The following is a 24,818-nucleotide window of genomic DNA, read 5'->3' as shown; positions in this document are numbered from 1 at the left end:
AAAGTACAATTTTTTAACCTTAAAAAAACCTTATCTTAATTCCCTGCATTAAAAGGGAACATTGATAAGGCTTGTTTGCTAATTAAATAACTTCCAATCGTATATGCTTCCAATTCATCTTGAATGGAAGAACGTAAATTCCCGTGTTCATAATAAGCAAGCTGATACGGTTCAAACTCTCTTTCATCTGCAAATGACTGATTTAAAAACGTAGCTGTATCATTTAATGCATGCTTTCCACTTTGCATCACTTCAAAAAAGGAAACAAATCCATGCATCGTACCATTATAACGAGTCGCCTCCACTGGTACTCCAGCAGCCGCTAACTTTGCTGCGTACGCCTCGCCTTCATCTCGCAACGGATCAAATTCGGCAGTAACAATAAATGTTTGTGGCATGTTTTTTACATCTGCTTCAAGAGGCGAGCTGTATGGAGACTGCCACATCATTTCATCAGGCGTATATGTTGATCTTGCTAGTTCCATTACATTTCTTGATAAAAGATAGTAGCCGCTTGAATAATGGTCGCGTGAGTAGAAATCTTCATCAAGGAATGTGGTTAACGGGTACAACAAGGCTTCTGCTTTCACTGATGGTCCGTCGAGGTCTCTTGACATCATTGCTACAGATGTTGCTACATTCCCCCCTGAACTATCGCCAACAACCGCAATATTACCAACATCTACATCATATTCAGATGCATGACTTACAATCCAATTCAACGAATCATATCCGTCCTCGATAGCCGTTGGAAAAGGGAATTCAGGTGCTAAACGATACTCAACCGCAACAACAATGCTGTTTGTTCTAGCTGCAAGTGAGCGGACAATATTATCGTGAGTATCAATATTTCCATAGCCCTTCATGAAAGCTCCTCCATGAAAATAAAGAATAACTGGGTGTGGACCAGCCTCTTTTGGTTGATACATCCGAGCTGTCACTGTACTTGAATCTGAAGTTGGGATATCAACTAGTGATCGGTCAAACCGAGATGAACCTTTTGCTGCTAAAAAGGATGGAGCTTTTAAATCGGTTGGTAAAAGATTATTTGCAACTGCATGTAAGATAACAGCTGTTTTTACTGGTACTTTACCTGCCTCTGTATTTGTCCATGCATGCACTGTAATGGTCATTGTAAGCAAAATCATAATGAGTCCTAGAGACATTGAGGCAACAAGGATTAGTCCTTTACGCATAAAAGCCTTCAATAAAACATCTCCTCCACTAAACATAAGATTATGCTACTCAGTATAGCAGAATTAATGAATAGTGGAAGAGATTGCAAGAGATTTCTTTAGGTTGTCACACATTTAATCTAGGGTGTTCCAGTTTTCCTCTATAAACTCATCTCTACCCGATTGCTTACGGTCTTCTTTATATGCTTTCCGTTCTTTCTTATAGAAATCCTGATGCTCTTCCTCCGCAGGGAAAAATGTATCGGCTGCTAAAATTTCTGTGACGATTGGCTTCGCAAATCGCTTACTTTCTGCAAGTTGTTGTTTTGATTGCTCAGCTAGTTGTTTTTGCTCTTCCGTATGATAGAAAATAGCTGTTCGATATTGATCGCCACGGTCCTGAAACTGTCCACCGGCATCCGTAGGGTCAATTTGAACCCAAAATAAGTCCAATAATTTTTGATACGAAAACACTTCTGGTTCAAATACAATTTCTACTGCCTCATAGTGTCCAGTTTCACCTGTTTTCACTTGTTTATAAGTTGGATCCTGAACGGATCCACCTGTATAACCCGAGGTGATAGAATGAATGCCAGGCTGTTCATCAAATGGCTGAACCATACACCAGAAACATCCACCTGCAAATGTTGCTTTCTCCATGTTCGATCTCTCCTTTACAATTCAAGCTCTTCTCTTAACGAAAACAGCGCTTTTTCCTTTGATTTTGCTTCAAGCATACAATCGATATCCGCGTCTTGAACGACTTCCATAAGTCTCTGAAAATCCTCAATCCGAATGAGATCGGCGTGCGCAGGATCTGTGTCGGACCGCCTCCCGGAACTGATATGAACTTTTGGTTGATACGGGGTATGCTTCCACGTTTGTTTGACCGATGTAAAAAGCTCCTTCAATTCATCTGTTGTCCGACCAAAACACATTTCATGATGAATATCAAAACAAATCGTTACCCCACATACCGCTGAAATATCTAACACATCTTGGGTATGAAAGACTTTATCATCATTTTCAAGCCGAATCATGTCTTTTACAGAGTCAGGCAAAGTTTTGAATACGTCACTGAATGTCTTTTTCGCTTTTTCCTTATCCCCGTAAGCGCCACCTGTATGTATAATCATATCTGTTCCGCCAACAGCACGTAGAAAATCATGATGATATTGTAAGTCTTTTTTAGCATTTTCAACGACATGTTCTCTAGGAGAATTTAAAACCGAGTACTGCCCTGGATGCATGGAAAGTCTCAACTCATACTGTTTCTTTAACCTTTGAATTTCATCAAGCTCTCGCTTTACGTCTTGATCCAATTGCCATTCCCACGTCATTTCAGGATGGGTTGCAAATGGAATCATATCGCTCGAAATCCGGAAGAAGAAGATTTCATGGTCTATATTCCACCTGAGGACCTTTTTAAGTTGGTCAATATTATGTAACGTAAGCTCTTTAATAATTGACATTCCTTTATCCTGCATTGTTTTCAAACGACACGTTTTGAAAACGGTTGGGATACTTAGGTTTTGACATGGGTATCCAAGACGCATGGTTCATTCTCCCTCTTTAAAAATTATAAAGTGATCTCCTGAGATTCAAATTCGATTTCATCTTTTGTACGACTGTATTTCACTTTAAGATTATGTTGCCCAAAATACCATGCATCCTGTTCTTCTACATAAAAAATACAATCATCTATTTTAAATTCCGCTAATGGGCGCTCTGGTTTCTCTTGACTAATACCAAGTGAAAAGCCACTTTGAAATGAGCCACACCCTCCGTAGCGTGCAAAGAAACGGATATACTGATTCTCTTCTGTATCAAACTGATCTTTAAACCAACGAACAGCTGGTTTAGTTACTTCTATTTTCATGTCAATCCTCTCCTGTCCCTTTCGTCATCCTATCATATCAATTTATAGCGTAAAAAACCATGAAAGCGTACAAGCAACAACCCAATTATTTTTCCTTAAGGCAACTTTTTAGACTGTTTGCATATTTTAAAGTAAACAACAAGATCAAGGAGTGACTCAAAAATGAATTATAAAAAAGCTGTAGGCTATGCTACCATCCTTCATTCCCTTGGTGGGTTATCCAAGGAACAGAAAAGTCAATGGCTCTCTACCTTATCCACTCAAAATCCAAAGAAAAAAACGAGATAAAAAACACAAAAAACGAATGTCATGGGTAGATGAACATTCGTCTTTTTGTGGATTTTATCCTAACTTAATTGAAGTGTCGTATCAAGTAATTCGATCAGCTTCACTATGTCAGGTTTGCTAATTTGTCCATCGGCTCCAACAGCTTTTCCTTTATGGAAAAGATCTTCTGAGATAATGGATGAGAAAATAACAACAGGAGTTTGTTCATAGGTTGGATGCTCTTTAATACGCTTTGTCAGATGATGTCCATCCATTTGTGGCATTTCAATATCGGTAATAATTAGGTCTACCTTACTAGTAATATCCCCTTGTTCACTTAATGCATCCCAGGCAAGTTGTCCATTCTCAAACGTTGTTAATTTTGTATAGCCGGCTTCAGTGAGCGTATCTTGCAATAGATGACGGAGCACCCCTGAATCTTCGACGATCACAATGTGTTTGCCTCCGCGATCACGAGGAGTTAATGAATGGATGGATGATCGATTCATCCCGGCATCTGGATGGACTTCAACCACGATTTTTTCGTAGTCAAGCATAAAAGCAACATAGTCTTCCATTTTAACAATTCCAGTTACATGGCTATGTTCGCCTTGAGACAGTTCATTTGGCTTTTCAACCTGTCCCCAGGAAACTCGGTGAATTCTTGACACATTATGTACACGGAACGCTACCTTTAATTTGTTTAATTCGGCCACGATAAATTTATGAGTTGTCGGTTGTCCAAAATCCTTTACGTCCAAAACGACGGACAAATCAATCAATGGGATGATTTCATTGCGAATACGAATGACGCCTTCTACATAAGGATGACGATTCGGTGTTGCTGTGACGTCAACAGGTTGAACGATTTCTCTTACCTTTAATACGTTAATCCCGTACGTCTCTTTACCAACCTCAAACATAACAAGCTCGAGTTCATTGGTACCACTCTCTAATAATATATTTGACTGTGACATTTGGGTCATTTCGTTTCCCCCGTTTTTATAGACTCTTGTATAGTCAATCCGTAGCAGACTATCCTCTCTTTTAATTTCGGCAGGAAGACGCGCGAAGTTAAGCAAAAGCACAAAAAAACATCCACTGAACGTATTCAGTGGATGCATAATTGGTCTTAAACAAAAATCTCAACATCACCTTGTTCTCTTAATTCTTCAAGAATATCATTTGCTGCTTCAGAGGTCTTTTGTGCCTTTAACTGCTCAGCAATTGTATCTTCTACTTCTTCAAGAGCTGGAGGTTCTTCTTCTCCATCTGCCGCGGCAATGATTTCATCGTAGGTAGATTGAATTTCTTCATCTGAAGGTTCTTCAATTTGAGCCTTTTGCTCGATGTATTTTTGTGGCTTCATGCCTTCTTTTATTTCAGTCTTAAACTCATCTACTGTTAAATCTTGTTCGCTTAAAATTTCTTCTAAGTCTTCATCTGATTCAAGCTGATACATAGCTTTGATTTGTTCAAGCTGTTCGTCTACTTCCTCGTCTGTCACTTCAACATTTTCTTCATTCGAGGCTTGTGTTAAAAGCTCTGAATTAACAAGTAAATCAACAGATTGATCCTTAAGCTGTTCATCCACTTCTGTAGAAGACGGATCACCTTGACCACCCATCATCAGCTGCTGTTGTTTTGCATTATTGTATTCAGCGACAAAGTCGTCTTTTAACAGATCTACACCATTAATTGTGGCAACAACATCAGGTATGTCTTCAAAGTTTGTTTCCGCAATTGCAGGTTCTTCTGTTTGTGGTTCATTTTGATCGTTCTGGCCTTCAGCATTCTCATCTGATTCACCGGAGCAAGCTGCGAGTCCAACCGCAAGGGCAAAAGCAGAGATTCCAAGTATAAATTTGTTTTGCATTTCGTAGACCCCTTTCTTAACAAGCATCTAGAGGCAGTGTAACACAGGATGAACAAGCAATTAAACTCATACGTAATTAATGGAGTAAATTGTGTAATCGTATCAAAAACAAGCAAGCCTAAACCCCTGACAAGCCACGCCTTCAAGGACAAACTTCCTTAATTATCAAAAATAGTGTGAAATAAAAAATCGTCTAACAAGGTAATGAGCGCAGGAAATTCTCGCTGCAAAAACCACGGATTTGGGCATCTGAGTAGTATTTCGTTAACTGTTGAATAAGAGCCGGATAACATCCAGGATGATTAAGCCCATCTACATACGTTGAAATCCCATCAAAATCCGAACCAAAGCCAATGGATCTCTCTCCACCTAACACACACAAGTATTCAATGTGACGAATCACATCATCGATTGTAGCTAACCCAGTATCAGAGAGAAATTTCGGCAAAAACACAAGACCCATATATCGGTCATTTTTAAATAACGCTTTTGCCTGCTCATCATTTAAATTACGTTTATGTCCGCATATACCTAATGCATTTGAATGGCTCGCAATCACGTATTGAGAATGCTCTACGGTATCCCAGAAGCTTTTTTCGCTTAAGTGTGAAACATCTGTTAATAACTTATGCTTGTTATGATTCTCAATCATACGTTTTCCGAAATCCGTAACACCTGCTCCTCTTGACTCTTCAATTCCATCTGCAACCAGGTTTGCTTGATTCCATGTTAAGCCGACTGATAAAATCCCCTGCTCAATTAAAAAGTGATGTTTCCACTCGTCTGACCCAACCGCATCCATCCCTTCTAGCGTGAGAATGGCGCCAATCTCCCCTTCCTTTAATAAGGCAATATCTGACCAGTTCTTAATATGTTTCATTTCCTGATATGGTTGAATCACTTTTTGATGAAATAGGTGGATTTGTTCAAGGACCGCTTGAAACTTTAATTCTTGTTTAACAAATGGTTCGATAAAAATAGCAAAACATTGAAGTTTCACTCTCCCACCTTTTAGCCTTGTTAATGTCACGTCCAACTGATTGCTGTCTTTAAAAGATTGATTTGGATTCATCCATAACTTTAATAGCACATCACAATGTGTATCAATGACGTTCAAAGAAAAGGAATTTTGGTTCATTCCATCAGCACCTTTCAAGGTCTTATAACATAGAGATAATTAGAATGTTTTATTGGAGGAGTTTACATGAGTGAGAACAATGCAAGCGATGCTAAGAACTCAAGAGGGTATCAAGATGTCATGCGTTCCATTGATGACTTTTTTCATCAAACGTATCGACGATTTCAAGCACCACCTTTGTTTGCACAATCCATTCCTGTACGTACCGAAGAAACTCTTGAAGCATTTATTATTTTTGCCGAATTACCTGGAGTAGATAAACAACTCATTCGTTTAGAAGCCTTACCTCATGCACTTGCCATACGTGTGGTGTCTGGCGAATTGACTGAACAATCAGTTGAAAAAGAACGACTGGTGTCTATCCCATTTGTATATGGGGAAAAAGATATTAAAGCTAATTATAAGGATGGACTATTACGTATTACGATCAAACGACATAGACAATCCATTTCGATTGATTAAGGAGGTTAAACGATGATTCATTACAACCAAGGCCGACGTAACCAATATCCTAACTTCCCTTCACAAGGAAGATATCCTTCATATTACCCAACGCAAGGGCGAAGAATGCGGGCAGGTGTACGTCAGCAGCAAACCGGCATGTATGTGCCTAATCAAACGAGCGGATCACGCACAGCGTTTATTAAGAAGGCTTTTACATCCGATGATGGTCAATTTGATATGTCTAGAACTGCACAAACAGTGGATCAAGTAATCAAAACAGTTCAACAAGTATCTCCTTACGTTCGTAAGGTCGGCTCATACTTTTTAAAATAGATTTACTTTAACGTTAATCCATATGCTAAGGTTTGATTTGGATTAATCATTTTTAAACCTTGTGTAGGCTTATAATCAATGGTCACTCGCGAGCCAATTTCATCGCTCGCTTTTTTGTTGTAAATAAATCGTTGGCTATCCACCTCAACAAGTGTATCCTCTGACTCGACGGGATCATCTAACTGGAGGTAGAATTCAATCATTGTGCTGCACTCAAACGTATCCCGTGCCACGACCCGAACCGCTTTCGATGTTTGAACCGATTTAAAATACGATGCCGCTGCATCTGTGACGATAATATCCATCTTAAAAACACCTCTCTTAAAACAGAACTTAAATTAAATCATTTTGCTCAAATAAATATTCATAAGGAATGTCCATAAACATATACAACGACTCAGAAATAGGATATGCAAATGTGCGAATTTGTTCATCGCGCTCAATGTCAGTATACAAGTCTGATAGAATTCCTTTTTTCTCAACATTCATACGAACAATATTTTCAAGAAAGTAAGGTCGCCAGCTCCAGTTTTTATATAAACCTTCTTGTTTAAGTTGCCAAACGCCTTCCAGGTCTTTCTCTACGTTGGAAGATTGCTGAAGTCCTTCTTCATTGCAGATATAAATGCGAAACACGTACTCACTTAAATCCTTTGCAACAGTTAGGATGAGCTCATCTAATGTCCCTGTTGTTTTTGTATGTTTTAGCGTCGCACGTAGCGTGTGTCCTAATTCATTTGAAAGTTCAAGCTGCGCCTGCATCTTTTTGCGTTCATAGGTAATGAAGTGCTGGAAGTCTTTTTGCATTCGTTCTCTACAAGAATCCTCTAACACTAAACCTTTTGATGCTGCCAAAAGATACGGTCCTTGATAGTAACGTGCTCCATTACGCCACGCATAGTTTAATTGATTAAATGTTGAGATTCCATCAAATAATAATGTCGCTCCAATCTTCCGAGAAAGCATCGTCAGTGATTGATGAACATCTCCATATAAATGTGGAAGAGAATCTTGATTTAAAAAGGATACATTAACACGAATCACATTGGGATGTAGCATAGCAATTTGATCTATTTGGCTACTGCTTTGCCCCACATTATCAATCCCAATTCGGATCCCTAGGCTTTGAAGATATGTTAGGACATGTTTAATTTCACCATAATATGAGTGTACATCTTTTTCATCTAATCCTAAAATAATTTGATTATAATGGATGGTTTGATTTTCAATATACGGTTGAATTCGTTCTAAAAAGCTTTCTCCTGAATCCTTTATAAGTTGTCTAGCATCATAATTAAAATACATAGCTCCCTTGAAACCCGAAGCAGCATAATACTCTAAAGCTAGTCTTTGCAAATGATCGTCGAGTTCATTACGGTATTCAGAGGGAATGCTTTTATCACCAAAAAACCATCCAATTCGTTTAACCCCGTCTGGCGCATTAAGTCTTGCTACAACTTCGTATCCCACAACAATTTGCTTTTCAGCGTTAAAGATGGGAAGAAAATAAGGGACAACGTTATCTTTTTCCATCATGACATCTAAAGGATCCATTCTACCCCTCCTCACACACAACATAACCATTTAAGTATAGCATAGGAGGTAGCTTCTTTACGTTAGGAAACGCTTGATTAACTGCGCCGTTTTTTTCGGTTGTTCTTCTGGTACTAAATGACCTGTTTCAGGGATTACAGTTAATGTGGCATGATGTAAATCTCGTGATAGCTTTTTTCCTACTGATAAAGGAATAAGCGGATCATTTTCACCCCAAATAATTAAACAACTTTGTTTGATCGAATGTAAATCTAGAGTGGACATATCTCCTTCGCGTTGTCTCATTAAACAAGCTAGAGAATCATAAAACCCTCTTTCCTTTAAAGGTCTACCGTACTCTATAACCATTTCGCTTGTTACAGCATTTGTTTTGAACATTAACTGATCGATAAACGGACGACAATCTCTATTCTTCCCCCATGAATAAAGGAGGCTGGAGAAAAAGGGTACATAGGAGGAGTACACTACGGTTTTTTTTACTCGATGAAAATAAGCTGATGCCGAAAGTAAGATAAGTGAATCAATTCGTTCAGGCGTTTGCTTAGCCGTATATAAAGCGACTTGACCACCCATAGAATGCCCAATTAAGGTGACGTGGTTTAGCTCATATAATTCCATTAATTCTGTTAGTAGTGCTGCATAATTTTTAAATTCATAACAAAATGTTTTTTCCTTTCCACTCTTCCCGAATCCAGGTAAGTCAAAGCACAGTAAATCGTAATCAATGGGCATCGATGGCAGCAGCTGTCTAAAACTGTAGCTTGATGATAAGAAACCATGAATAAAAAGTAACGTCCCCTTACACGTTTTAGCAGAATGGAACCATCTTTCTACATAGACATGGGTTCCTTGCATATATAATGTAGTCTGTTCACTTTTTCGTTTCAACGCACGTCCCCCTCACACTTTAGTTGATATAAGTAGGCTTACCTAAAAGAGAACACCTTATGAACAAAAAAATCCGAACGGTTCCACACGGGAAGCATTCGGATCTAAATGTTTATGTTGTTAAGTCGTATGGCGTCTCTTGGTACACATAATAGTTTAACCAGTTTGTAAACAACAGGTTGGAATGAGCTCTCCAGCGAAGAGCTGGTGGCACACTTTGATCATTTTCAGGAAAATAATTTACTGGTGGTTGAATGGCCACGCCTTTACTTAAATCTCTTTGATACTCTTCATCTAAAGTCGTCACATCGTATTCTGAATGACCTGTAACAAAGATATGCTTTCCATCCTTAGATGCTGCCATGTAAAGCCCTGCATCTTTTGAGGTACTTAAGATGTCTAGCTCTGATACATTTTCAACGTCTTCAATTCTAGTCTCAGTGTGTCTGGAGTGAGGCGCAAGGAATACGTCATCAAAGCCACGGAGCAATTTGATTGGATCTGGATTGACCTCATGCTCAAAAATGCCGAATAATTTTTCATTCATCGGATATTTCTGAATTCCGTAATGGTGATAAAGTCCCGCTTGTGCGCCCCAACATATATGTAAGGTAGAGGTTACATTGTCCTTACTCCAATCCATGATCCACTTTAATTCTTCCCAATAATCGACTTCTTCAAAATCAAGCTGTTCTACAGGAGCACCCGTAATGATCATTCCATCAAATTTACGCTTTTTAATATCATCCATTGTTTTATAAAAAAGCTTAAGATGATCTTGTTTCGTATTTTTTGAAACATGGGATGAAGGGTATAAAAAGGATACATCAAGCTGTAATGGCGAATTACTTAATAAGCGAAGAATTTGAGTTTCTGTTGTTTCTTTAACGGGCATCAGATTCAAGATGACAATCGACAATGGCCTAATGTCCTGACTATAAGCTCTCGATTCGTCCATAATAAAAATGTTCTCTGCATTTAAGATTTCCCTAGCCGGAAGATGATCTGGAATTTTAATTGGCATATCTGGCTCTCCCCTCAAAATCAATCTTGCTTCTTTCTCTAACGTTTCCTTGTCTATTTATCTTGATAAACGTATCATGAAATGAAGCAATCTGCAATAAACGATGAAAGGATTGAATCAAGTGAATCTACGCTTAGAATGGGTTTACAAGCACCCTAAACGAACCGCTCGTCATCAAATGAATTCTGATTATATGACTATAAATGAAGCGCTTTACCTAGAAGAAGATCTAATGAAAACGGGTCGTTCTGTTAACTGTCAGTTTTTTGATGAAGAGGACATAAGCTGGACTCGAAAAGAGTTACTTGCATACTTAAAGAAAATGGAGACAGAACCCCATCAAGTGAAGGCTTATATTGATGGAGGCTATCATAAGGAAACAAACGAAGCAGGTCTTGGTATGGCCATATATTATCAGCAAAACGGACAAAATTGGCGTTTTAGAGTGAACGAACAAATTGACGGGATTGAAGATAATAATGAAGCAGAATACGCTGCTCTCGCTTACTTATATACGATACTTCAGGAATTGGGAGTTCACCATCAATCGATTACTATTTATACGGACTCTAAAACGCTTTACCATCAAATATCCGGAGAATGGCCTTGTTATGAGGCAGCGCTTATAAGATGGGCAGATCGAATTGAGGATAAGGTGGAGAAGCTTGGTCTCAAACCCACTTACTCCTTTATTGGCAGACATCTAAACAAAGAAGCTGATCAGTTAGCCTCTCAGGCACTTGACGGCATAATGATTGAAGGAAAAAAAGAACAGACAAAAAAAGGATGAACGTATTGATATACGCCCATCCTTGTACCTATCTTAATGCATGTAACACTTGATCTGCATATTTGTTTTGTAACCGAGTGACCCCCAGAGGCTCTTGTTTTCGTCCGTAGGTCTCGTGGTGAAAATCGGAACCGCCTGTCCGGAAGATCGCTTGACCTGTTTTTTGTTCTGCTTCTGTGCACAGAGTCTCATATCGTCGTATGTCCTCATCCGAATGATCACGATGATACACTTCAATTCCATCCATTTGATATTCTGTGATCCAATCAATCAACACATGATCAAACTCGTAGTAGCCTGGGTGGGCAACAATCGAAAGTCCACCTACACGATGGGTCCAGTTAATGGCCTCCTGGATCGTCATTTCTTTCTCTTTTTCAACATAACAAGGCTTGCCTTCTGCTAAGTAGTGGTCAAATGCCTCGGCGACTGTTTTCACGATGCCATGACGAACAAGCACTTTTGCAACATGCGGTCGGCCAATACTTCCACCATCTGCTTCAGCCAAGACCTCATCTGCCGAAACATGCACGCCCACTCCGGCTAATTTAGAGATCATTTTTGTCATACGACGTTCACGCATCTCACGTTGTTGTGTAAGCATCAATTGAAATTCTTTGTGACTTGGATCAACACCCAACCCAAGCATGTGTACACTCTTACCTTCAAAAACACACGAGAATTCAATTCCAGGAAGCACCCGAATTCCGAGCTCCTGCCCAGCTTCTGTTGCTTCATGGACCCCGTCAATCGTATCGTGATCGGTTAGTGCGATTTGAGTAAGTCCCGCCGCATGGCATTTTTCAACTAGCTGACGAGGGGAATACCCTCCATCAGATGCTGTTGAATGCATATGAAAATCACTTGTTGCCGTCTTTGTCTCTCTCATGGCTACTCTCCCCTTCGAAAAACGACATTACTTTTTCCACCACGTATCATAAATAGTCGCTGGGAGCTGACGCTTATGCTCTGTTTTCTTATATCGTTCTTCAAGAGCTGCAGCAACCGGTGTATCAATTTTCTTTCCTTCAAGATAATCATCAATCTGATCATAGGTCATACCAAGCGCTTGTTCATCAGGTAGTCCTGGCTGATCATCTTCAAGGTCAGCTGTTGGTTCCTTCGTATAAAGATGTTCAGGAGCTCCTAATTCTTTAAGAATTTGCTTTCCTTGACGTTTTGTTAGTCCAAATAAAGGCGTTAAGTCAGCTGCCCCATCTCCAAACTTTGTATAGAAGCCAGTAACAGCTTCAGCAGAATGATCCGTTCCAATAACAAGAAGGCCAAAGTGCGCACCTAAGTCATACTGCACTTTCATACGTTCACGCGCTTTTGTATTTCCTTTTAAGAAATCAGAGATCGGTTCACCTACTACATTTTTGAATGTTTCAGTAGATGCATCTACTGCAGGTTTTATATTAACTGTGTGTGTTTTAGTTGGGTTAATAAATTGAACCGCGTCACGCGCGTCCGCTTCATCTTTCTGTTCCCCGTGTGGAAGTCTGACTGCGTGAAATTCATAGGATACAGCCGCTTGTTCAGCGTTTAGCTCATCAATTGCAAGTTGTGTTAATTTACCTGCTAATGTGGAATCCTGTCCTCCAGAAATTCCAAGAATATAACCCTTCGCACCACTTTTCAGTAGGTAATCCTTTAAAAACCGGGTTCTTGTTTTGATCTCTTCCTTTGAATCCACTGCTGGTTGTGTATGTAGAGCTTCAATAATAGATAGTTGTGTTTCGTTCATGGGTAAACCCTCCTAAAAGTGTATAGTTAGTCTCTTCCCTAAAGTGAGCTTCAATATGCCTCTATTTACGTTGTAGCTTGGTTAATTGATCAAGCTGACCCTCTTGTCTTAAGATTTGCTCCTGCCATTGTCCAAACAAATCAAAGTGAGGGAACTCATCACGTACGTGGATCCATTCCTTTTTTAACCCGTATTTGATGCCCCACTCGATTAATCGGTCTACGTCACAGCAAGCCACTTTCGTAACCGTTGTACAATCAGGAAATCGATCATCCAGCCAATAATGAGTTAAAAAAGCGATTTCTCCTGACCTTGCAGCTTGCTTCCATTGATTAAGCTGCGGACGCTTAATTCCAAAGGCCATTACTTATCCTCTTTCAGCTTTATGGCTTCATATTTAGCGAACCATTCAGGAAATACCTTCTTAAAGGCCGCTGGTTTAAATGTTTCTTTGCTTACAATAATGTGTGTCGTTGATCCGTCTACACAAAGATCGCCATGTTGATTTGTGATCATATATTTGTACTCTGTACGAAGCCCATCATTTTTTGAAACCCAGGTTGTCACTGTGGCATCGTCACCATAACGAACAGGTTTCTTGTAAGTAGCTTGTACATCATACACAGGCGCATAATAGCCAAACTCTTCCATCTCTACATAACTATAACCGATATCCTCGATTAAGCCTTGTCTCCCAAGTTCAAAATACTTAAGGTAGTTTGCATGATAGACAACTCCCATCATATCGGTGTCAGCGTATAAAAGTTGAATGGTGCGTTTACTCTTAAATTCCACAAAAATGTCTCCTTTGATCCTACTACATCCAGCATTTGTTTGGTTAATTATAACATAATCCATTTTGTAGACAACGAATAGCTATTAGACTGATCGTTTCACATCTTCGCTTGATAGGGTTTGAAGGGCTTCGATATCAATATCCTTTTGTTCTGAAAGTCTAAGCGCTTGCTGTTGTACAATTTGTTCAAACAACTGATCAACATAACGTCCATTTGCGTTATGTCCCTCATTAGGTATCACTTCAAGCAGTGCATCTTTTGCAACAGATAAAAATTCATATCCAACTGCGCTTGCCCGGTTAATAATCATCTCCACAAGTTCTTCCTTTTTATAGTCCGAAAAGGCAATATGCTTCCGAAATCGTGAACGAAACCCTGGATTTGCGGATAATAAATGATCAATCTCTTTTTCGTATCCTGATAAAATGACAACGAGGTTTTCATCATGGACAGTCATTGCTTCAACAAGAGCAGTGATGGCTTCTTGGCCATAGTCTGTTGATGAACCTTGAACGAGAGAATAGGCTTCATCAATAAACAAGACTCCACCTAGTGCATCCTTAATCACTTCTTTTGTTTTTAATGCCGTTTGACCAGCGTAACCGGACACAAGATCTGCACGTCCCACTTGCAGCAAATGTCCTCGTTTTAACAAACCTAATTCTTTTAAAGCTAGCGAATAGATCGCGGCAACCGTTGTTTTTCCGGTACCTGGCGAACCACTAAAGGTTGTATGAAGCTGCAAGGGCATAGAGTGGAGACCGCGTTCTCGTCTTAACTGTTGAACCTCAGCATAAGCAGTTAATTGCTTTATTTCATTTTTAACATTCTTCATTCCAATTAGTTGGTCCAACTGACCTAATGCTGACAACTCATCTTCACTCTTGTGCTTTTTAAAATGCTCTGCCTCAAGCTGAGTAAAATCCGGAGCTGTTCCTTGTTCTTCTACCGTTGCTCCTTTTTCAAAAATAGCTTTTTGTACTAAATTTTGAACGGTACGCGCGTTTCCAAACGTCGTGTCTACTCTCGCTTCCTCTATTTGTTCTTTTAAAGAAACAAGCGCCGGCTGGGTTAAAATAAAGTCATTATCAATCGCCATACGTTCTGCAATATCAAGTAGTTCATCAGATGAATAATCCCTTAGATGGAGATGATTTTGCTCAGGGAACCTACTTCTAAGACCGGGGTTTGATCGAAGGAATGTACGCATCTCTTCTGGATAACCAGCAAGAACAACCGCAAAGGTGCCTGCATACTGCCCACTCGTCATTGCAGATACAAGCGTATCAATGACTGTTTGACCGTAATCATTTCCAGATGCGTCCGCTCTTTTTAAACTATAGGCTTCGTCTATAAATAGAACTCCACCAGACGCACGTTCAATTGCTTTTAATGTAAGCTCTTCGGTTTGACCTACATAGCCTGCGACTAATTGTGAGCGATCGACTTCATATACACTTTCTTGTTTAAGCAGACCCAGCTCATAATAAATACGAGCGAGCAGGCGCGCAATCGTTGTTTTACCTGTACCTGGATTTCCGGTTAGAATCATATTTAAATTGATTCCTTCCTTCATCCGATACCCTTCTCTTTCACGCTTTTTTTGATAGGATAAAAATTGATAAAGCTTATGTACTCGTTCTTTAATTTCTGATAGACCGATCATTTTTGACAGTTTTCGTAGAGCCGTATCTTCTTGTTCTTCGCCTGTACTATTTTTCAATACGTCTTGCCACTGTTTCTGAATCGACTTTATTTCCTCAACCGCCTGTTTTAATTCCTTAAACTGTGAAGCTGAATAGTACACCCCATCTAATGAATGGGCATATGCCTCGGTTGCTTTTGAAATACGTAAGAAAGGCTCTTCAAACTGTTGGAATGTGCTCCATAGTAAATCGATGTGCTGATAATGTGAACTGTTTGCTGCTTGTTTTAATTCATCTAGTGATTGAATTTGTTCTTCTAGTTGCTCTTTAGCACGAAAATATTGCTCAGCTAGTTGATAGTAACGCTTTGCTGCTTCTTTTTTGGCCGTACCGTGATCCGTTTCCCTTATAGCAGGAAACTCTAAAGGAATGGACGCATGAACAAATTGATTAATAATCAATTCTGCTTGTAAAAATTGTGCCATATGACTGGATTGATCATAAGACTTTGCTTCTTTAACCCAGGCAGCAAGCAACGAATCAACCGTGTTTAGACGCTTATATCTAGCAAGAGCTAAAAGGATTAATCCATCTGCATAAGATGTTGGGGATTGTTGCTTTAATTCCTTCTCCCACTGTGTTAAATGGCGCCAAAGCCTCGTTTCATTAACCTCAACCTTTCCTGATTTAATGTCTTCAAGCCAGTTTTTTAGTTCTTCCAGTGATTCTATGGATTGTAGCATCTGATCCTCTCCTCGTACGTTAACTCGTTCGCCTACTTATCTAAATAAACTATATCAGAAGTGTTTTTATACCAAAAGAAAAAGGATCTAATCCACTTGATAAATGGAAAACATCCACCCCGAATGATGGGATGGATGTCGTATACCTAGCCTTTTGGAGGGATATAGTCAGGCTTCTGGTTCGATTTTGTATTCATTTTCTTCCCGTTATTTGAATCCGACTCACGGGGATGAGTTCCTAAATGATCCGGACGAAATTGTCTGCCTTCTTGATTTGGTTTGCTCATCTATCTGGCACCTCCTAATGGTTTATCCATAGGATGGCCTAGACGCCTCCTTTTATCCAAAACAAGACTTATTCATCAGAGTCTTTTCGTCTGTTCTTTAGAAGGTCTTCTAGAGCATCTAATATTTCATCCTTTGAAAGATCAGACGCTTGATTCGTTTTCCTACTTTCATCATCTGACGAAAGGTCTTGCTCGTCAGACTGTTTGGAAGGTGTACGGGTTGATAGATCGTTCTCTTCGTTCACTTCCGGTAAGATAGGTGTTTCTTCTTCACGTTGAGTTAAATGCTTAGGTTCAGGCACTTCATAGTAGTCACCCTCAACCGTTGTCACATAGTTTTGTCTCCGTCTTGTTTCTTTATCAAGCAAACTATAAACAACAGGGATGACAAACAACGTTAACAACGTTCCACTAATTAATCCACCAATTATCGCAATAGCCATTGGTTGTTGGAATTCGGATCCTTCTCCGATGGCCAGAGATAAAGGTACCATTCCAAGGATCGTTGTTGCCGATGTCATAACAATCGGTCTTGTGCGTAGTTGAACCGATTCAATTAATGCCTGGTACGTTGACATTCCCTTTTCCTTCATCTGGTTAACAAAGTCAAGCATAACAATACCATTGTTTACAACAATACCAAGCAAGATGATTAAACCGATAAACGTTGTAATCCCAATGGCGGTTTGAGTGACCACAAGCGAAATGGATACTCCAATAACAACTAGTGGTACTGTAAACATAATGATAAATGGAAGCTTCAACGATTCAAATTGCGCAGCCATGATTAAGTAAATAAAGACGGCAGCTAGTACGATCGCTAAAATCATACTATTAATTGAATCATCCAATATCTCTTGTTCCCCGCCATACGTGAATGTTGTTGAGTCATCAAGTTCAACATCGTCTACGATCGTATCAACCGCAGAACGGATCGAGCTGAGATTGCTTGCTTCAGTATAAGTGACGGTAAATTCCACCGCTCCCTCTTGATTTAATCGTTGAATGGATGCAGGACTTAATCCCTCTTCTATTGAAGCCACTTCATTTAGTGAAACGAATTCACCTTCAGCCGTTCGGATATTAAGATTCTCGAGTTCTTCAGTGCTTTCTGTTGACTCAGGCGTAAGACGAACAATTACTTCTAAAAATTGTCCTTCTTCCTCGATAACTGTGGCTACTTCTCCTCTTGTTGCCGTATTGACCTGCTGTGCAATTTCAGATGGTGTTAACCCATTTGAACGCGCTGCTTCTTCATCGATGGTGAGAAGTATCTCTGGTACTTGTTCTTCTATACTTAGTTCGATATCACGAACCAATCGTTCGTCATTTAATTCAGTTTGTAATTCATCAGCTTGTTCATACAGTCGTTCTTGATTAGAATCCGTTAACGTGAATTGTAGAGTGTTCGCTTCGCCTCCAAATGCAGCAGAAGCGGTGTATGCTCTTATTTCAGCATCAGAATCCGCACGCTCTATTTCTCGTTCAATGGATTCTAAGAAGGCAGCAGTACTTTGATTCCGATCATCTGGATCAACCATTGACACCGTAATTTCAGCCGTATAGCTTGAATCACTTCCACCCATCATTTGATTGTCTCCAGACCCTGCAGTACTAACATAATTCTCAACTTCTCGATATCCGTCTAGAATCTCTTCTATTGACTCAACGGTTTCTTGTGTTCGTTCTAAACTTGTTCCAGGCTCTAATTCTACGTCTACAAAAAATGTACCTTGGTCACTATCAGGAATAAGCTCCGTTCCAACGGTTGTTAATCCGAATATTCCTCCAACTAATAGAACAAATGTGATAGCAAGCACTGTAAATCGATGCTTTAATGACCAAATAGTTGAGTGTCTCAATCCTTCCATTACTCTAGATGTTCTACGTTTCGATTCTGTTTCTTCGCTTGGTTTTTTAAGTAAACGGCTTGCAAGCATTGGTACTACCGTTAGTGCAACAAGAAGGGAGGCAATTAAACTGAACGAAACGGTATACGCTAGTTCTTTAAATAAATCGCCTACGATCCCACTGATAAACACGATTGGTAAAAAGACAGAAACGGTCGTTAGAGTAGAAGCAATAATCGCTCCACTTACTTCTTTGGTTCCGTCGAATGCAGCTTGCTTGGGTTCTTTTTTCATGGATAGATGGCGATAGATGTTTTCAATTACAACAATGGCGTTATCAACCAACATTCCGATTCCCAGCGCAAGGCCACCTAAACTCATGATATTAAGGCCAATGTCAGCAAAAAACATAAATCCAAATGTAACGATAACAGAAAATGGAATTGCTATTCCTACAATAAAAGGTGTCTTAAGGTTGCGTAAGAAGAATAAGAGAACAACCATAGCTAAAAGACCACCATAAATCATTGCGCTTGTTACACTATCAACAGAAGCAGAAATAAAATCCCCTTCATCATATAGAATTGCAGCTTCAAGATCCTCGTATTCTGCGTCAAGCAGCAATTCTTCCAGTTGATCATTCACAGCATTTGAAATTTGTACGGTGTTTGCGCCAGACTCTGGCATGATACTTAGTTGAATCGCTTCTTGCTGATTGGATCGTGTAAGCACTTCTTGATCTTCAAGTGCTACCCTTACTTCTGCAACGTCTGTTAAAGTTAATTCATCTCCTGTCGGATTCACACCTACCACTAGTTCTTCTAATTCTTCGACGTTTGACAGTTCTTTTACAACTCTTGTTGTTAAACTTAAATCATCTCGTTTAACAGTACCACCAGGTAATGAGATATCGCTAGCTTGTATTGCTGAAACGATTTCACCTTGACTTAGCCCTGCTTCTTCTAACGACTCAGGATCAAGGTCCACTTGAATTTCTTCAGATAAACTACCGCTTTCCCCAACACTTGCTACACCGGGAATTCGGATAAGTTCATCTTCAAGGTCTGCTACTTTGTCCTGAAAATCAACTAAATCCTGATTAGATGTAACCGCCATTTGAATTAAAGGCATCATCGATGGATCAAATTTCACAAAACTTGGTTCATTTGCGTCTGAGGGGAGGTTTGCACCTCTTAATGTATTAATAATATCAAGTTCTACATCTTCAATATTAGTCGACCAGTCAAACTCAAGGATAATCATGGAAGTGCCTTCCATTGAATTAGAGGTCATGTTCTTTAAACCTGAGGTTGTTGATAATTGTTGTTCGAGGGGTATTGTGACCGTATCTTCTATTTCGTTTGGATTAACATCGCTGTAACTTGTAATAACAGCAGCTACAGGAGGGTTTATTTCGGGAAATAATTGTAGCGGCAACCTCGTTATTGCCACGATACCAATGATAATAAATAGGACCATTCCTACTAGAGTAAAAATAGGCCTTCGGATTGAAAAATTGATCATATAATCTTATCCTCCATCTTCCATTTTTTATGTATTTTCTATGTACCTAGTCCAACTATACATACATTCCCTCTTTTTTAAAACTAAAAACCTCTTATGTATCCGTGAACAAAGATTGAACAAAAAAAGAACAGTCTGAGGATCAGACTGTTCTTACATGTCATTCAATTAAGCAAGCTTGCTACGAAGGACCATCGGAAGGATACCACCATGACGATAGTAATCTACGTCTACTTCACTGTCAAAACGAACAAGTGCTTCAAACGTTGTGACTGCGCCGTCTTCAGCAGTAGCCGTTACCGTTACATGCTCACGTGGTTTCACATCGTTTGTAATATCAACACTAATGGCTTCTCTTCCAGTTAACCCTAGGGATTCAGCGTTATCTCCATCTTTAAATTGCAATGGAAGAACACCCATTAACACAAGGTTACTGCGGTGAATACGCTCGTAACTCTCTGCGATAACTGTTTTAATTCCAAGAAGGTTTGTCCCTTTTGCAGCCCAGTCTCTTGAGCTTCCCATTCCGTAATCTTTACCAGCAAGGATCGCAAGTCCAGTCTGGGATTCTTTGTATTTCATTGCTGCATCATAAATCGGCATCACTTCTTCAGTTGGCCAGAACGTTGTGAAGCCACCTTCTGTACCAGGTGCTACTTCATTACGAATACGAATGTTTGCAAATGTTCCACGCATCATCACTTCGTGGTGACCACGTCTTGAGCCATAAGAGTTGAAATCACGTGGCTCAACGCCTTTGTCAATTAGGTATTTTCCTGCTGGCGTTGTTTTACCAATTGCACCGGCTGGTGAAATGTGGTCTGTTGTTACAGAGTCACCAAACTTACAGATTACACGAAGATCAGAAAGAGAATGAATATCCTGAGGCTCTTCTGTTAATCCTTCAAAGTAAGGAGGATCAGCAATATAAGTTGAATCCTCATCCCATTTGTACAAGGAATCATCTGTAGTTTCAATTTCATTCCAACGCTTATTTGCAGTGAAAACATCTGCATACTGTTCTTTAAATAGCTCTGGAGTCACCGTTTGGGCAACCACTTGCTTCACTTCATCAGTTGTAGGCCAGATATCCTTGAAGAAGACATCATTTCCGTCTTGGTCTTGACCAAGTGGATCGTTCTTAAGGTCTACATCAACCGTACCTGCTAACGCGTAAGCCACAACAAGTGGAGGAGAAGCAAGATAGTTTGCTTTTACGAGAGGATGAATACGCCCTTCAAAGTTACGGTTACCTGAAAGAACAGATGTTACCGTTAAGTCATTTGAAGAAATAGCATCCTCCACTTCAAGTTCAAGCGGTCCAGAGTTTCCGATACATGTTGTACAGCCGTATCCAACATTGTTGAATCCAAGAGTATCCATATACGATTGAAGCCCAGCTTTAGCAAGGTACCCTGTTACAACTTTAGAACCTGGTGCAAGAGATGTTTTCACATATTCAGGCACTGTTAATCCACGTTCTACAGCCTTTTTCGCAACAAGACCAGCACCAAGCATGACGTATGGGTTGGAAGTGTTTGTACAACTTGTGATCGCTGCAATCGCAATTGCACCCGTTTGCATTGTTGCTTGACGTCCATCCTTATATTGAACATCAACGACTTTGTCGAATTCTTTTTTGTCTAGACCAAGTCCTTGTGTACCAGAAGGAGCAACAACTGCTTTTTTGAATTGTGATTGCATATCTGTAAGCTTGATTAAATCTTGAGGACGTTTAGGACCAGAAAGATTTGCTTCAATTTCAGATAGATCAATCTCAACAATATCTGTGTACGTTGGGTCAGCTGTTTCACCTGGTACATAGAATAAACCATTTGCTTTATTATAATCTTCAACAAGCTGAATTTGTTTCTCATCACGGCCTGTAAGTCTCATATAACTAAGAGCCTCAGTATCAACTGGGAAGAATCCACATGTCGCACCGTACTCTGGAGCCATATTTGAAATGGTCGCACGATCAGCTAAAGGCATTTCAGAAAGTCCAGGTCCAAAGAACTCAACAAACTTTCCAACAACCTTTTTCTCACGAAGTACTTGAGTAACCTTAAGCGCGATATCAGTCGCTGTGGTACCGCTTGCTAAATTACCTACAAATTTAACCCCAACAACTTCAGGTACAGGGAAATATGAAGGCTGTCCAAGCATTCCTGCTTCCGCTTCAATTCCGCCAACTCCCCAGCCAAGGACACCAATACCATTAATCATCGTTGTATGCGAGTCTGTTCCTACAAGAGTATCAGGGAATGCAACAGTGTCCTCGCCTTGTTTTACAGCTTGAACAACATTTGCAAGATATTCTAAGTTCACTTGGTGAACAATACCTGTTGCAGGTGGAACCGCTTGATAATTATCAAACGCTTTTTTTGCCCAATTTAGGAATTCGTAACGTTCTTCGTTACGTTCAAATTCAAGATTCATATTAAATGCTAATGAGTCATCTGTTCCAAACTTATCAACTTGAACAGAGTGGTCAATAACTAAATCAACTGGAATTTCTGGATTAATAACCGCAGGATCTCCACCCAATTTCGACATAGCTTGTCTAAGTGCAGCTAAGTCTACAACCGCAGGTACTCCTGTAAAATCCTGAAGAATCACTCGAGCAGGTTTAAATGGAACATCAATTTCTTTTTGACCTGACGTTCCCCATTGCGCTAGATTTTCAACATGCTCTTTTTTAATCACATAGTCGTCATATTGACGTAGTACGGATTCCAGGAGCACTCTTACTGAAAAAGGTAGCTTGCTAATTTCACCAAGACCAGCCTTTTCTAGGGCTTCAAGTGCATAATAGTGGTAGGTTTCTCCCCCGCTTTGAAAGGAAGAACGTGCATTAAAAACGTCGTTACTTTTTGACATGTTAGACCCTCCTTCTCCAAACTATCTTACCTTAGATCGACAATATTGTCTAAATGTGTGACTTTTTTAGAAAGCGCTTTAATATGTATTCATTCGCTCCCCCTAAATAGAATAGCAAAAAAAGGTCAGATTAGAAACCATTTTTCGCGTAAATACTAAAATGAAAACATTAAACATTTAAACTTTAGGAGGATCATGATGACAGAGCGACATAATGCTAAAGACATTCGAAGCAATGCCGGTAAAGGGCAACGAGGTGGACAACCAGAGCCATTAAGTGGGTCAAAAAAAGTGAAGAAAGCGAATCATGTGAGCCAAACGAACGGCGAAGGGTAGCTCGCATGGTAATTAGGCGTCAGATACAGTCCGTTTTTTTTCGATTTGCATATACTGTACTATCCATGTAAGAAGGAGGTGCTTTATATGGGTTATGAAAACGGAAGTGGTTTCGCGCTGATCGTTGTGCTTTTTATTCTTCTAGTGATTGTTGGTGCTAGCTGGTTATAAAATGCTCACATAGGTGAATAGATGCAGAGGGTCCGCGTGAACGCGCACCCTCTGTTTAACGTTATGCCCAATTCGGTTCATAGGTGTAAATGGTCATTCCATGATGCTTGGCTCTTCCTCTAAAATTCGACACATCTTCGGCTTTCATTAACGCTTGTCTAAATGTGAGGAATTCTTCTTTTTCCACTTTTAATTCCTGTATGTTCCCACTCCGTAATTCCTCTAAAAGAGACACCGCTTGCTCATTCGTCATTGTCTTCACCTGTTTCTATGTTATTCTAAGAATAACTTTATCTTAGTAGAGGAAGTGAGCCTATGCAACTATCATATTATGTAAACGCTTCTGTTACAGCAAGTGAGGTAGCAGATGTATTTGAATCTTCGGGTATTAAACGTCCCACCTCAGACCTTAAGAGAATCGAGCAAATGATTGAAGCTGCCCCTCTTCTCATTTCTGTTCGAGATGGTGATAAGCTTGTAGGTATCGCTCGGTCATTAACGGACTTTTGTTATTGTTGTTACTTATCTGATTTAGCCGTACATAAAGAGTATCAATCTGCAGGAATTGGTCGTGAGCTTATCGAACAAACAAAAAAGGAGATTGGCGATTCATGTAGTCTCGTTTTATTATCAGCACCTGAAGCGATGGATTATTATCCTAGAGTGGGTTTAACTTCTGCTCACCATGCATTTTATTCTCCACGTAAGATGTAATTACACTTTCAAAGAAAGGTTGATGGACCAGCATGTCTGATTGGTTTATATGGTTTATTGTCTTTTGGACTCTTTTTCTTATTACCATTATGTTTATCGGTGGATTCTTTATGTTTCGGAAGTTCTTGAAGCGACTTCCTAAAGAGGATGGTAAATCAATCCTCGATTGGCAGGATTACTATATCGATAAAGCGCTTCCTCTTTGGGACGAGCCACAAAAACAGTTGTTAAACGAACTAGTTGAACCTGTACCTGAGTTATTTCGAGATGTCGCAAAAGGAAAAATAGCTGGGAAGATCAGTCAACTTGCTTTAGAGGAAAAGGCTACTTCTATAACTGAACCGCACATGATTCGGGGCTATATCCTCGCAACACCTAAGCGTGATCATAAGTTTCTAATAAAAACTTTACAAAAAAAGCAAATTGATATGACGCCATATAAACATTTGCTGGAGCACTCCTCCTAACTTTTTTAAAACAGATAACAATTTTACATGGTTTGTTCGTTTTTTATTCATTGTCAAATCGTTTGATTATTAGTACCCTTGATTGTAGTTTAGTAGAGAAGGGACGTCTGATATGGTGAAGCATTCCTTACATGAAATCATAGAAATGAAACGCCAACAGCTTCTTGTGGCGTCTCGATCGAATGGCTTAAGCTCTTCAAATGTGTTGAAAATCAGTCAAGAACTTGACAAGCTACTTAACCAATATGATAAAGAAAGCAAACGCACCCCATTTCATTCAAGATGAGG

29 protein-coding genes are annotated in these 24,818 nt (G+C 39.7%); 9 read left to right on the top strand and 20 right to left on the bottom strand.

The window, feature by feature from the left end; all coding sequences use genetic code 11:
* Positions 1-35 precede the first annotated feature (35 nt).
* The 4 genes from ACQKKO_RS15150 to ACQKKO_RS15135 all read right to left on the bottom strand — a co-directional run bounded on the left by ACQKKO_RS15150 (position 36) and on the right by ACQKKO_RS15135 (position 3,054).
* The gene (locus ACQKKO_RS15150) at positions 36-1,208 is read right to left on the bottom strand and encodes an alpha/beta hydrolase (RefSeq protein ID WP_498648596.1); all 1,173 of its coding nucleotides are present in this window, start codon (positions 1,206-1,208) and stop codon (positions 36-38) included.
* Positions 1,209-1,310: 102 nt separating this feature from the next.
* Complete coding sequence (gene msrA / locus ACQKKO_RS15145; protein ID WP_498648594.1) at positions 1,311-1,835, bottom strand: peptide-methionine (S)-S-oxide reductase MsrA; 525 nt, start codon at positions 1,833-1,835, stop codon at positions 1,311-1,313.
* A gap of 14 nt (positions 1,836-1,849) precedes the next feature.
* Complete coding sequence (gene uvsE, locus ACQKKO_RS15140; RefSeq protein WP_498648591.1) at positions 1,850-2,731, bottom strand: UV DNA damage repair endonuclease UvsE; 882 nt, start codon at positions 2,729-2,731, stop codon at positions 1,850-1,852.
* 23 nt (positions 2,732-2,754) lie between these two features.
* Complete coding sequence (locus tag ACQKKO_RS15135; protein WP_498648588.1) at positions 2,755-3,054, bottom strand: HesB/YadR/YfhF family protein; 300 nt, start codon at positions 3,052-3,054, stop codon at positions 2,755-2,757.
* Between the two features lie 162 nt (positions 3,055-3,216).
* On the opposite strand from ACQKKO_RS15135, the gene ACQKKO_RS15130 reads away from it, so the two are divergent.
* Positions 3,217-3,342 carry a hypothetical protein gene (locus ACQKKO_RS15130; RefSeq protein ID WP_498648585.1) on the top strand — a complete coding sequence of 42 codons (126 nt, stop codon included), beginning with the start codon at positions 3,217-3,219 and terminating at the stop codon, positions 3,340-3,342.
* 59 nt (positions 3,343-3,401) lie between these two features.
* Here ACQKKO_RS15130 and ACQKKO_RS15125 read toward each other — a convergent pair whose 3' ends face one another.
* From ACQKKO_RS15125 to ACQKKO_RS15115, 3 genes are all read right to left on the bottom strand, one after another.
* Positions 3,402-4,307 (bottom strand): chemotaxis protein CheV, encoded by a 906-nt coding sequence (locus ACQKKO_RS15125; protein ID WP_498648582.1) that lies wholly within the window; start codon positions 4,305-4,307, stop codon positions 3,402-3,404.
* Positions 4,308-4,453: 146 nt separating this feature from the next.
* A complete protein-coding gene (locus ACQKKO_RS15120) occupies positions 4,454-5,197 on the bottom strand; it encodes a SurA N-terminal domain-containing protein (RefSeq protein ID WP_498648580.1) in 744 nt (247 codons plus the stop codon).
* Between the two features lie 193 nt (positions 5,198-5,390).
* Positions 5,391-6,335 (bottom strand): dipeptidase, encoded by a 945-nt coding sequence (locus tag ACQKKO_RS15115; RefSeq protein ID WP_498648579.1) that lies wholly within the window; start codon positions 6,333-6,335, stop codon positions 5,391-5,393.
* Between the two features lie 66 nt (positions 6,336-6,401).
* Between ACQKKO_RS15115 and ACQKKO_RS15110 the strand changes: the two genes are divergently transcribed.
* Together ACQKKO_RS15110 and ACQKKO_RS15105 are read left to right on the top strand one after the other, a co-directional pair.
* On the top strand, positions 6,402-6,797 hold the full coding sequence (locus tag ACQKKO_RS15110; RefSeq protein WP_498648576.1) for an Hsp20/alpha crystallin family protein: 396 nt from the start codon (positions 6,402-6,404) through the stop codon (positions 6,795-6,797).
* A gap of 12 nt (positions 6,798-6,809) precedes the next feature.
* Positions 6,810-7,112, top strand: coding sequence for a YppG family protein (locus tag ACQKKO_RS15105; protein WP_498648575.1), 303 nt, complete (start codon positions 6,810-6,812; stop codon positions 7,110-7,112).
* Between the two features lie 2 nt (positions 7,113-7,114).
* Here the strand turns inward: ACQKKO_RS15105 and ACQKKO_RS15100 are convergent, their stop codons facing one another.
* The 4 genes from ACQKKO_RS15100 to metA all read right to left on the bottom strand — a co-directional run bounded on the left by ACQKKO_RS15100 (position 7,115) and on the right by metA (position 10,578).
* Entirely contained in the window at positions 7,115-7,417 is a 303-nt protein-coding gene (locus ACQKKO_RS15100; protein WP_498648573.1) for an iron-sulfur cluster biosynthesis family protein, read from the bottom strand.
* A 28-nt stretch (positions 7,418-7,445) separates the two neighbouring features.
* Entirely contained in the window at positions 7,446-8,666 is a 1,221-nt protein-coding gene (locus ACQKKO_RS15095) for an EAL-associated domain-containing protein (protein ID WP_498648571.1), read from the bottom strand.
* Positions 8,667-8,723: 57 nt separating this feature from the next.
* A complete protein-coding gene (locus tag ACQKKO_RS15090; RefSeq protein WP_498648569.1) occupies positions 8,724-9,554 on the bottom strand; it encodes an alpha/beta fold hydrolase in 831 nt (276 codons plus the stop codon).
* A gap of 112 nt (positions 9,555-9,666) precedes the next feature.
* Positions 9,667-10,578 (bottom strand): homoserine O-acetyltransferase MetA, encoded by a 912-nt coding sequence (gene metA, locus ACQKKO_RS15085; RefSeq protein WP_498648567.1) that lies wholly within the window; start codon positions 10,576-10,578, stop codon positions 9,667-9,669.
* Positions 10,579-10,699: 121 nt separating this feature from the next.
* On the opposite strand from metA, the gene ACQKKO_RS15080 reads away from it, so the two are divergent.
* Positions 10,700-11,368 carry a reverse transcriptase-like protein gene (locus ACQKKO_RS15080; protein ID WP_498648565.1) on the top strand — a complete coding sequence of 223 codons (669 nt, stop codon included), beginning with the start codon at positions 10,700-10,702 and terminating at the stop codon, positions 11,366-11,368.
* Between the two features lie 28 nt (positions 11,369-11,396).
* Here ACQKKO_RS15080 and ACQKKO_RS15075 read toward each other — a convergent pair whose 3' ends face one another.
* From ACQKKO_RS15075 to acnA, 8 genes are all read right to left on the bottom strand, one after another.
* Positions 11,397-12,257, bottom strand: a complete 861-nt coding sequence (locus ACQKKO_RS15075; protein WP_498648564.1) for a PHP domain-containing protein — start codon at positions 12,255-12,257, stop codon at positions 11,397-11,399.
* 27 nt (positions 12,258-12,284) lie between these two features.
* Entirely contained in the window at positions 12,285-13,115 is an 831-nt protein-coding gene (nadE, locus tag ACQKKO_RS15070; RefSeq protein ID WP_498648562.1) for an NAD(+) synthase, read from the bottom strand.
* Between the two features lie 61 nt (positions 13,116-13,176).
* On the bottom strand, positions 13,177-13,479 hold the full coding sequence (locus tag ACQKKO_RS15065) for a hypothetical protein (RefSeq protein ID WP_498648561.1): 303 nt from the start codon (positions 13,477-13,479) through the stop codon (positions 13,177-13,179).
* The gene (locus tag ACQKKO_RS15060) at positions 13,479-13,910 is read right to left on the bottom strand and encodes an acyl-CoA thioesterase (protein ID WP_498648559.1); all 432 of its coding nucleotides are present in this window, start codon (positions 13,908-13,910) and stop codon (positions 13,479-13,481) included. Before ACQKKO_RS15060 ends, ACQKKO_RS15065 begins: the two co-directional genes overlap by 1 nt.
* A gap of 84 nt (positions 13,911-13,994) precedes the next feature.
* On the bottom strand, positions 13,995-16,301 hold the full coding sequence (locus ACQKKO_RS15055) for an AAA family ATPase (protein WP_498648556.1): 2,307 nt from the start codon (positions 16,299-16,301) through the stop codon (positions 13,995-13,997).
* A 146-nt stretch (positions 16,302-16,447) separates the two neighbouring features.
* Positions 16,448-16,588, bottom strand: a complete 141-nt coding sequence (locus ACQKKO_RS15050; protein ID WP_498648553.1) for an acid-soluble spore protein N — start codon at positions 16,586-16,588, stop codon at positions 16,448-16,450.
* A gap of 68 nt (positions 16,589-16,656) precedes the next feature.
* Positions 16,657-19,962, bottom strand: coding sequence for an efflux RND transporter permease subunit (locus ACQKKO_RS15045; RefSeq protein WP_498648552.1), 3,306 nt, complete (start codon positions 19,960-19,962; stop codon positions 16,657-16,659).
* Positions 19,963-20,130: 168 nt separating this feature from the next.
* Positions 20,131-22,842, bottom strand: a complete 2,712-nt coding sequence (gene acnA / locus ACQKKO_RS15040; protein WP_498648550.1) for an aconitate hydratase AcnA — start codon at positions 22,840-22,842, stop codon at positions 20,131-20,133.
* Between the two features lie 198 nt (positions 22,843-23,040).
* Between acnA and ACQKKO_RS15035 the strand changes: the two genes are divergently transcribed.
* Together ACQKKO_RS15035 and ACQKKO_RS15030 are read left to right on the top strand one after the other, a co-directional pair.
* The gene (locus ACQKKO_RS15035) at positions 23,041-23,178 is read left to right on the top strand and encodes a small acid-soluble spore protein P (RefSeq protein ID WP_498648548.1); all 138 of its coding nucleotides are present in this window, start codon (positions 23,041-23,043) and stop codon (positions 23,176-23,178) included.
* Between the two features lie 87 nt (positions 23,179-23,265).
* Complete coding sequence (locus ACQKKO_RS15030) at positions 23,266-23,349, top strand: YjcZ family sporulation protein (protein ID WP_203087513.1); 84 nt, start codon at positions 23,266-23,268, stop codon at positions 23,347-23,349.
* A gap of 61 nt (positions 23,350-23,410) precedes the next feature.
* Here ACQKKO_RS15030 and ykzS read toward each other — a convergent pair whose 3' ends face one another.
* Positions 23,411-23,602, bottom strand: coding sequence for a protein YkzS (ykzS, locus tag ACQKKO_RS15025; protein WP_498648546.1), 192 nt, complete (start codon positions 23,600-23,602; stop codon positions 23,411-23,413).
* A gap of 62 nt (positions 23,603-23,664) precedes the next feature.
* Between ykzS and ACQKKO_RS15020 the strand changes: the two genes are divergently transcribed.
* From ACQKKO_RS15020 to ACQKKO_RS15010, 3 genes are all read left to right on the top strand, one after another.
* On the top strand, positions 23,665-24,063 hold the full coding sequence (locus ACQKKO_RS15020; protein ID WP_498648544.1) for a GNAT family N-acetyltransferase: 399 nt from the start codon (positions 23,665-23,667) through the stop codon (positions 24,061-24,063).
* A gap of 32 nt (positions 24,064-24,095) precedes the next feature.
* Positions 24,096-24,530: a DUF2621 domain-containing protein gene (locus tag ACQKKO_RS15015; protein WP_498648543.1), complete on the top strand. Its 435-nt coding sequence runs from the start codon at positions 24,096-24,098 to the stop codon at positions 24,528-24,530.
* A 112-nt stretch (positions 24,531-24,642) separates the two neighbouring features.
* On the top strand, positions 24,643-24,816 hold the full coding sequence (locus ACQKKO_RS15010; RefSeq protein WP_479821677.1) for an aspartyl-phosphate phosphatase Spo0E family protein: 174 nt from the start codon (positions 24,643-24,645) through the stop codon (positions 24,814-24,816).
* Positions 24,817-24,818 lie beyond the last annotated feature (2 nt).

It is taken from the genome of Alkalihalobacillus sp. NPDC127517, from assembly GCF_050276055.1.
Taxonomy (GTDB): domain Bacteria; phylum Bacillota; class Bacilli; order Bacillales; family Bacillaceae_D; genus Alkalicoccobacillus.
Note: the sequence above shows the minus strand (reverse complement) of the source record. Positions and strands in the feature narration are given on the sequence as shown.

Coding starts and splice junctions, on each gene's coding strand:
- msrA (WP_498648594.1), bottom strand. CDS start 1,835: ATGGAGAAAGCAACATTTGCAGGTGGATGTTTCTGGTGTATGGTTCAG.
- uvsE (WP_498648591.1), bottom strand. CDS start 2,731: ATGCGTCTTGGATACCCATGTCAAAACCTAAGTATCCCAACCGTTTTC.
- ACQKKO_RS15135 (WP_498648588.1), bottom strand. CDS start 3,054: ATGAAAATAGAAGTAACTAAACCAGCTGTTCGTTGGTTTAAAGATCAG.
- ACQKKO_RS15130 (WP_498648585.1), top strand. CDS start 3,217: ATGAATTATAAAAAAGCTGTAGGCTATGCTACCATCCTTCATTCCCTT.
- ACQKKO_RS15125 (WP_498648582.1), bottom strand. CDS start 4,307: ATGACCCAAATGTCACAGTCAAATATATTATTAGAGAGTGGTACCAAT.
- ACQKKO_RS15120 (WP_498648580.1), bottom strand. CDS start 5,197: ATGCAAAACAAATTTATACTTGGAATCTCTGCTTTTGCCCTTGCGGTT.
- ACQKKO_RS15115 (WP_498648579.1), bottom strand. CDS start 6,335: ATGAACCAAAATTCCTTTTCTTTGAACGTCATTGATACACATTGTGAT.
- ACQKKO_RS15110 (WP_498648576.1), top strand. CDS start 6,402: ATGAGTGAGAACAATGCAAGCGATGCTAAGAACTCAAGAGGGTATCAA.
- ACQKKO_RS15105 (WP_498648575.1), top strand. CDS start 6,810: ATGATTCATTACAACCAAGGCCGACGTAACCAATATCCTAACTTCCCT.
- ACQKKO_RS15100 (WP_498648573.1), bottom strand. CDS start 7,417: ATGGATATTATCGTCACAGATGCAGCGGCATCGTATTTTAAATCGGTT.
- ACQKKO_RS15095 (WP_498648571.1), bottom strand. CDS start 8,666: ATGGATCCTTTAGATGTCATGATGGAAAAAGATAACGTTGTCCCTTAT.
- metA (WP_498648567.1), bottom strand. CDS start 10,578: ATGCCAATTAAAATTCCAGATCATCTTCCGGCTAGGGAAATCTTAAAT.
- ACQKKO_RS15075 (WP_498648564.1), bottom strand. CDS start 12,257: ATGAGAGAGACAAAGACGGCAACAAGTGATTTTCATATGCATTCAACA.
- nadE (WP_498648562.1), bottom strand. CDS start 13,115: ATGAACGAAACACAACTATCTATTATTGAAGCTCTACATACACAACCA.
- ACQKKO_RS15065 (WP_498648561.1), bottom strand. CDS start 13,479: ATGGCCTTTGGAATTAAGCGTCCGCAGCTTAATCAATGGAAGCAAGCT.
- ACQKKO_RS15055 (WP_498648556.1), bottom strand. CDS start 16,301: ATGCTACAATCCATAGAATCACTGGAAGAACTAAAAAACTGGCTTGAA.
- ACQKKO_RS15050 (WP_498648553.1), bottom strand. CDS start 16,588: ATGAGCAAACCAAATCAAGAAGGCAGACAATTTCGTCCGGATCATTTA.
- ACQKKO_RS15045 (WP_498648552.1), bottom strand. CDS start 19,962: ATGATCAATTTTTCAATCCGAAGGCCTATTTTTACTCTAGTAGGAATG.
- acnA (WP_498648550.1), bottom strand. CDS start 22,842: ATGTCAAAAAGTAACGACGTTTTTAATGCACGTTCTTCCTTTCAAAGC.
- ACQKKO_RS15035 (WP_498648548.1), top strand. CDS start 23,041: ATGACAGAGCGACATAATGCTAAAGACATTCGAAGCAATGCCGGTAAA.
- ACQKKO_RS15030 (WP_203087513.1), top strand. CDS start 23,266: ATGGGTTATGAAAACGGAAGTGGTTTCGCGCTGATCGTTGTGCTTTTT.
- ykzS (WP_498648546.1), bottom strand. CDS start 23,602: ATGACGAATGAGCAAGCGGTGTCTCTTTTAGAGGAATTACGGAGTGGG.
- ACQKKO_RS15020 (WP_498648544.1), top strand. CDS start 23,665: ATGCAACTATCATATTATGTAAACGCTTCTGTTACAGCAAGTGAGGTA.
- ACQKKO_RS15015 (WP_498648543.1), top strand. CDS start 24,096: ATGTCTGATTGGTTTATATGGTTTATTGTCTTTTGGACTCTTTTTCTT.
- ACQKKO_RS15010 (WP_479821677.1), top strand. CDS start 24,643: ATGGTGAAGCATTCCTTACATGAAATCATAGAAATGAAACGCCAACAG.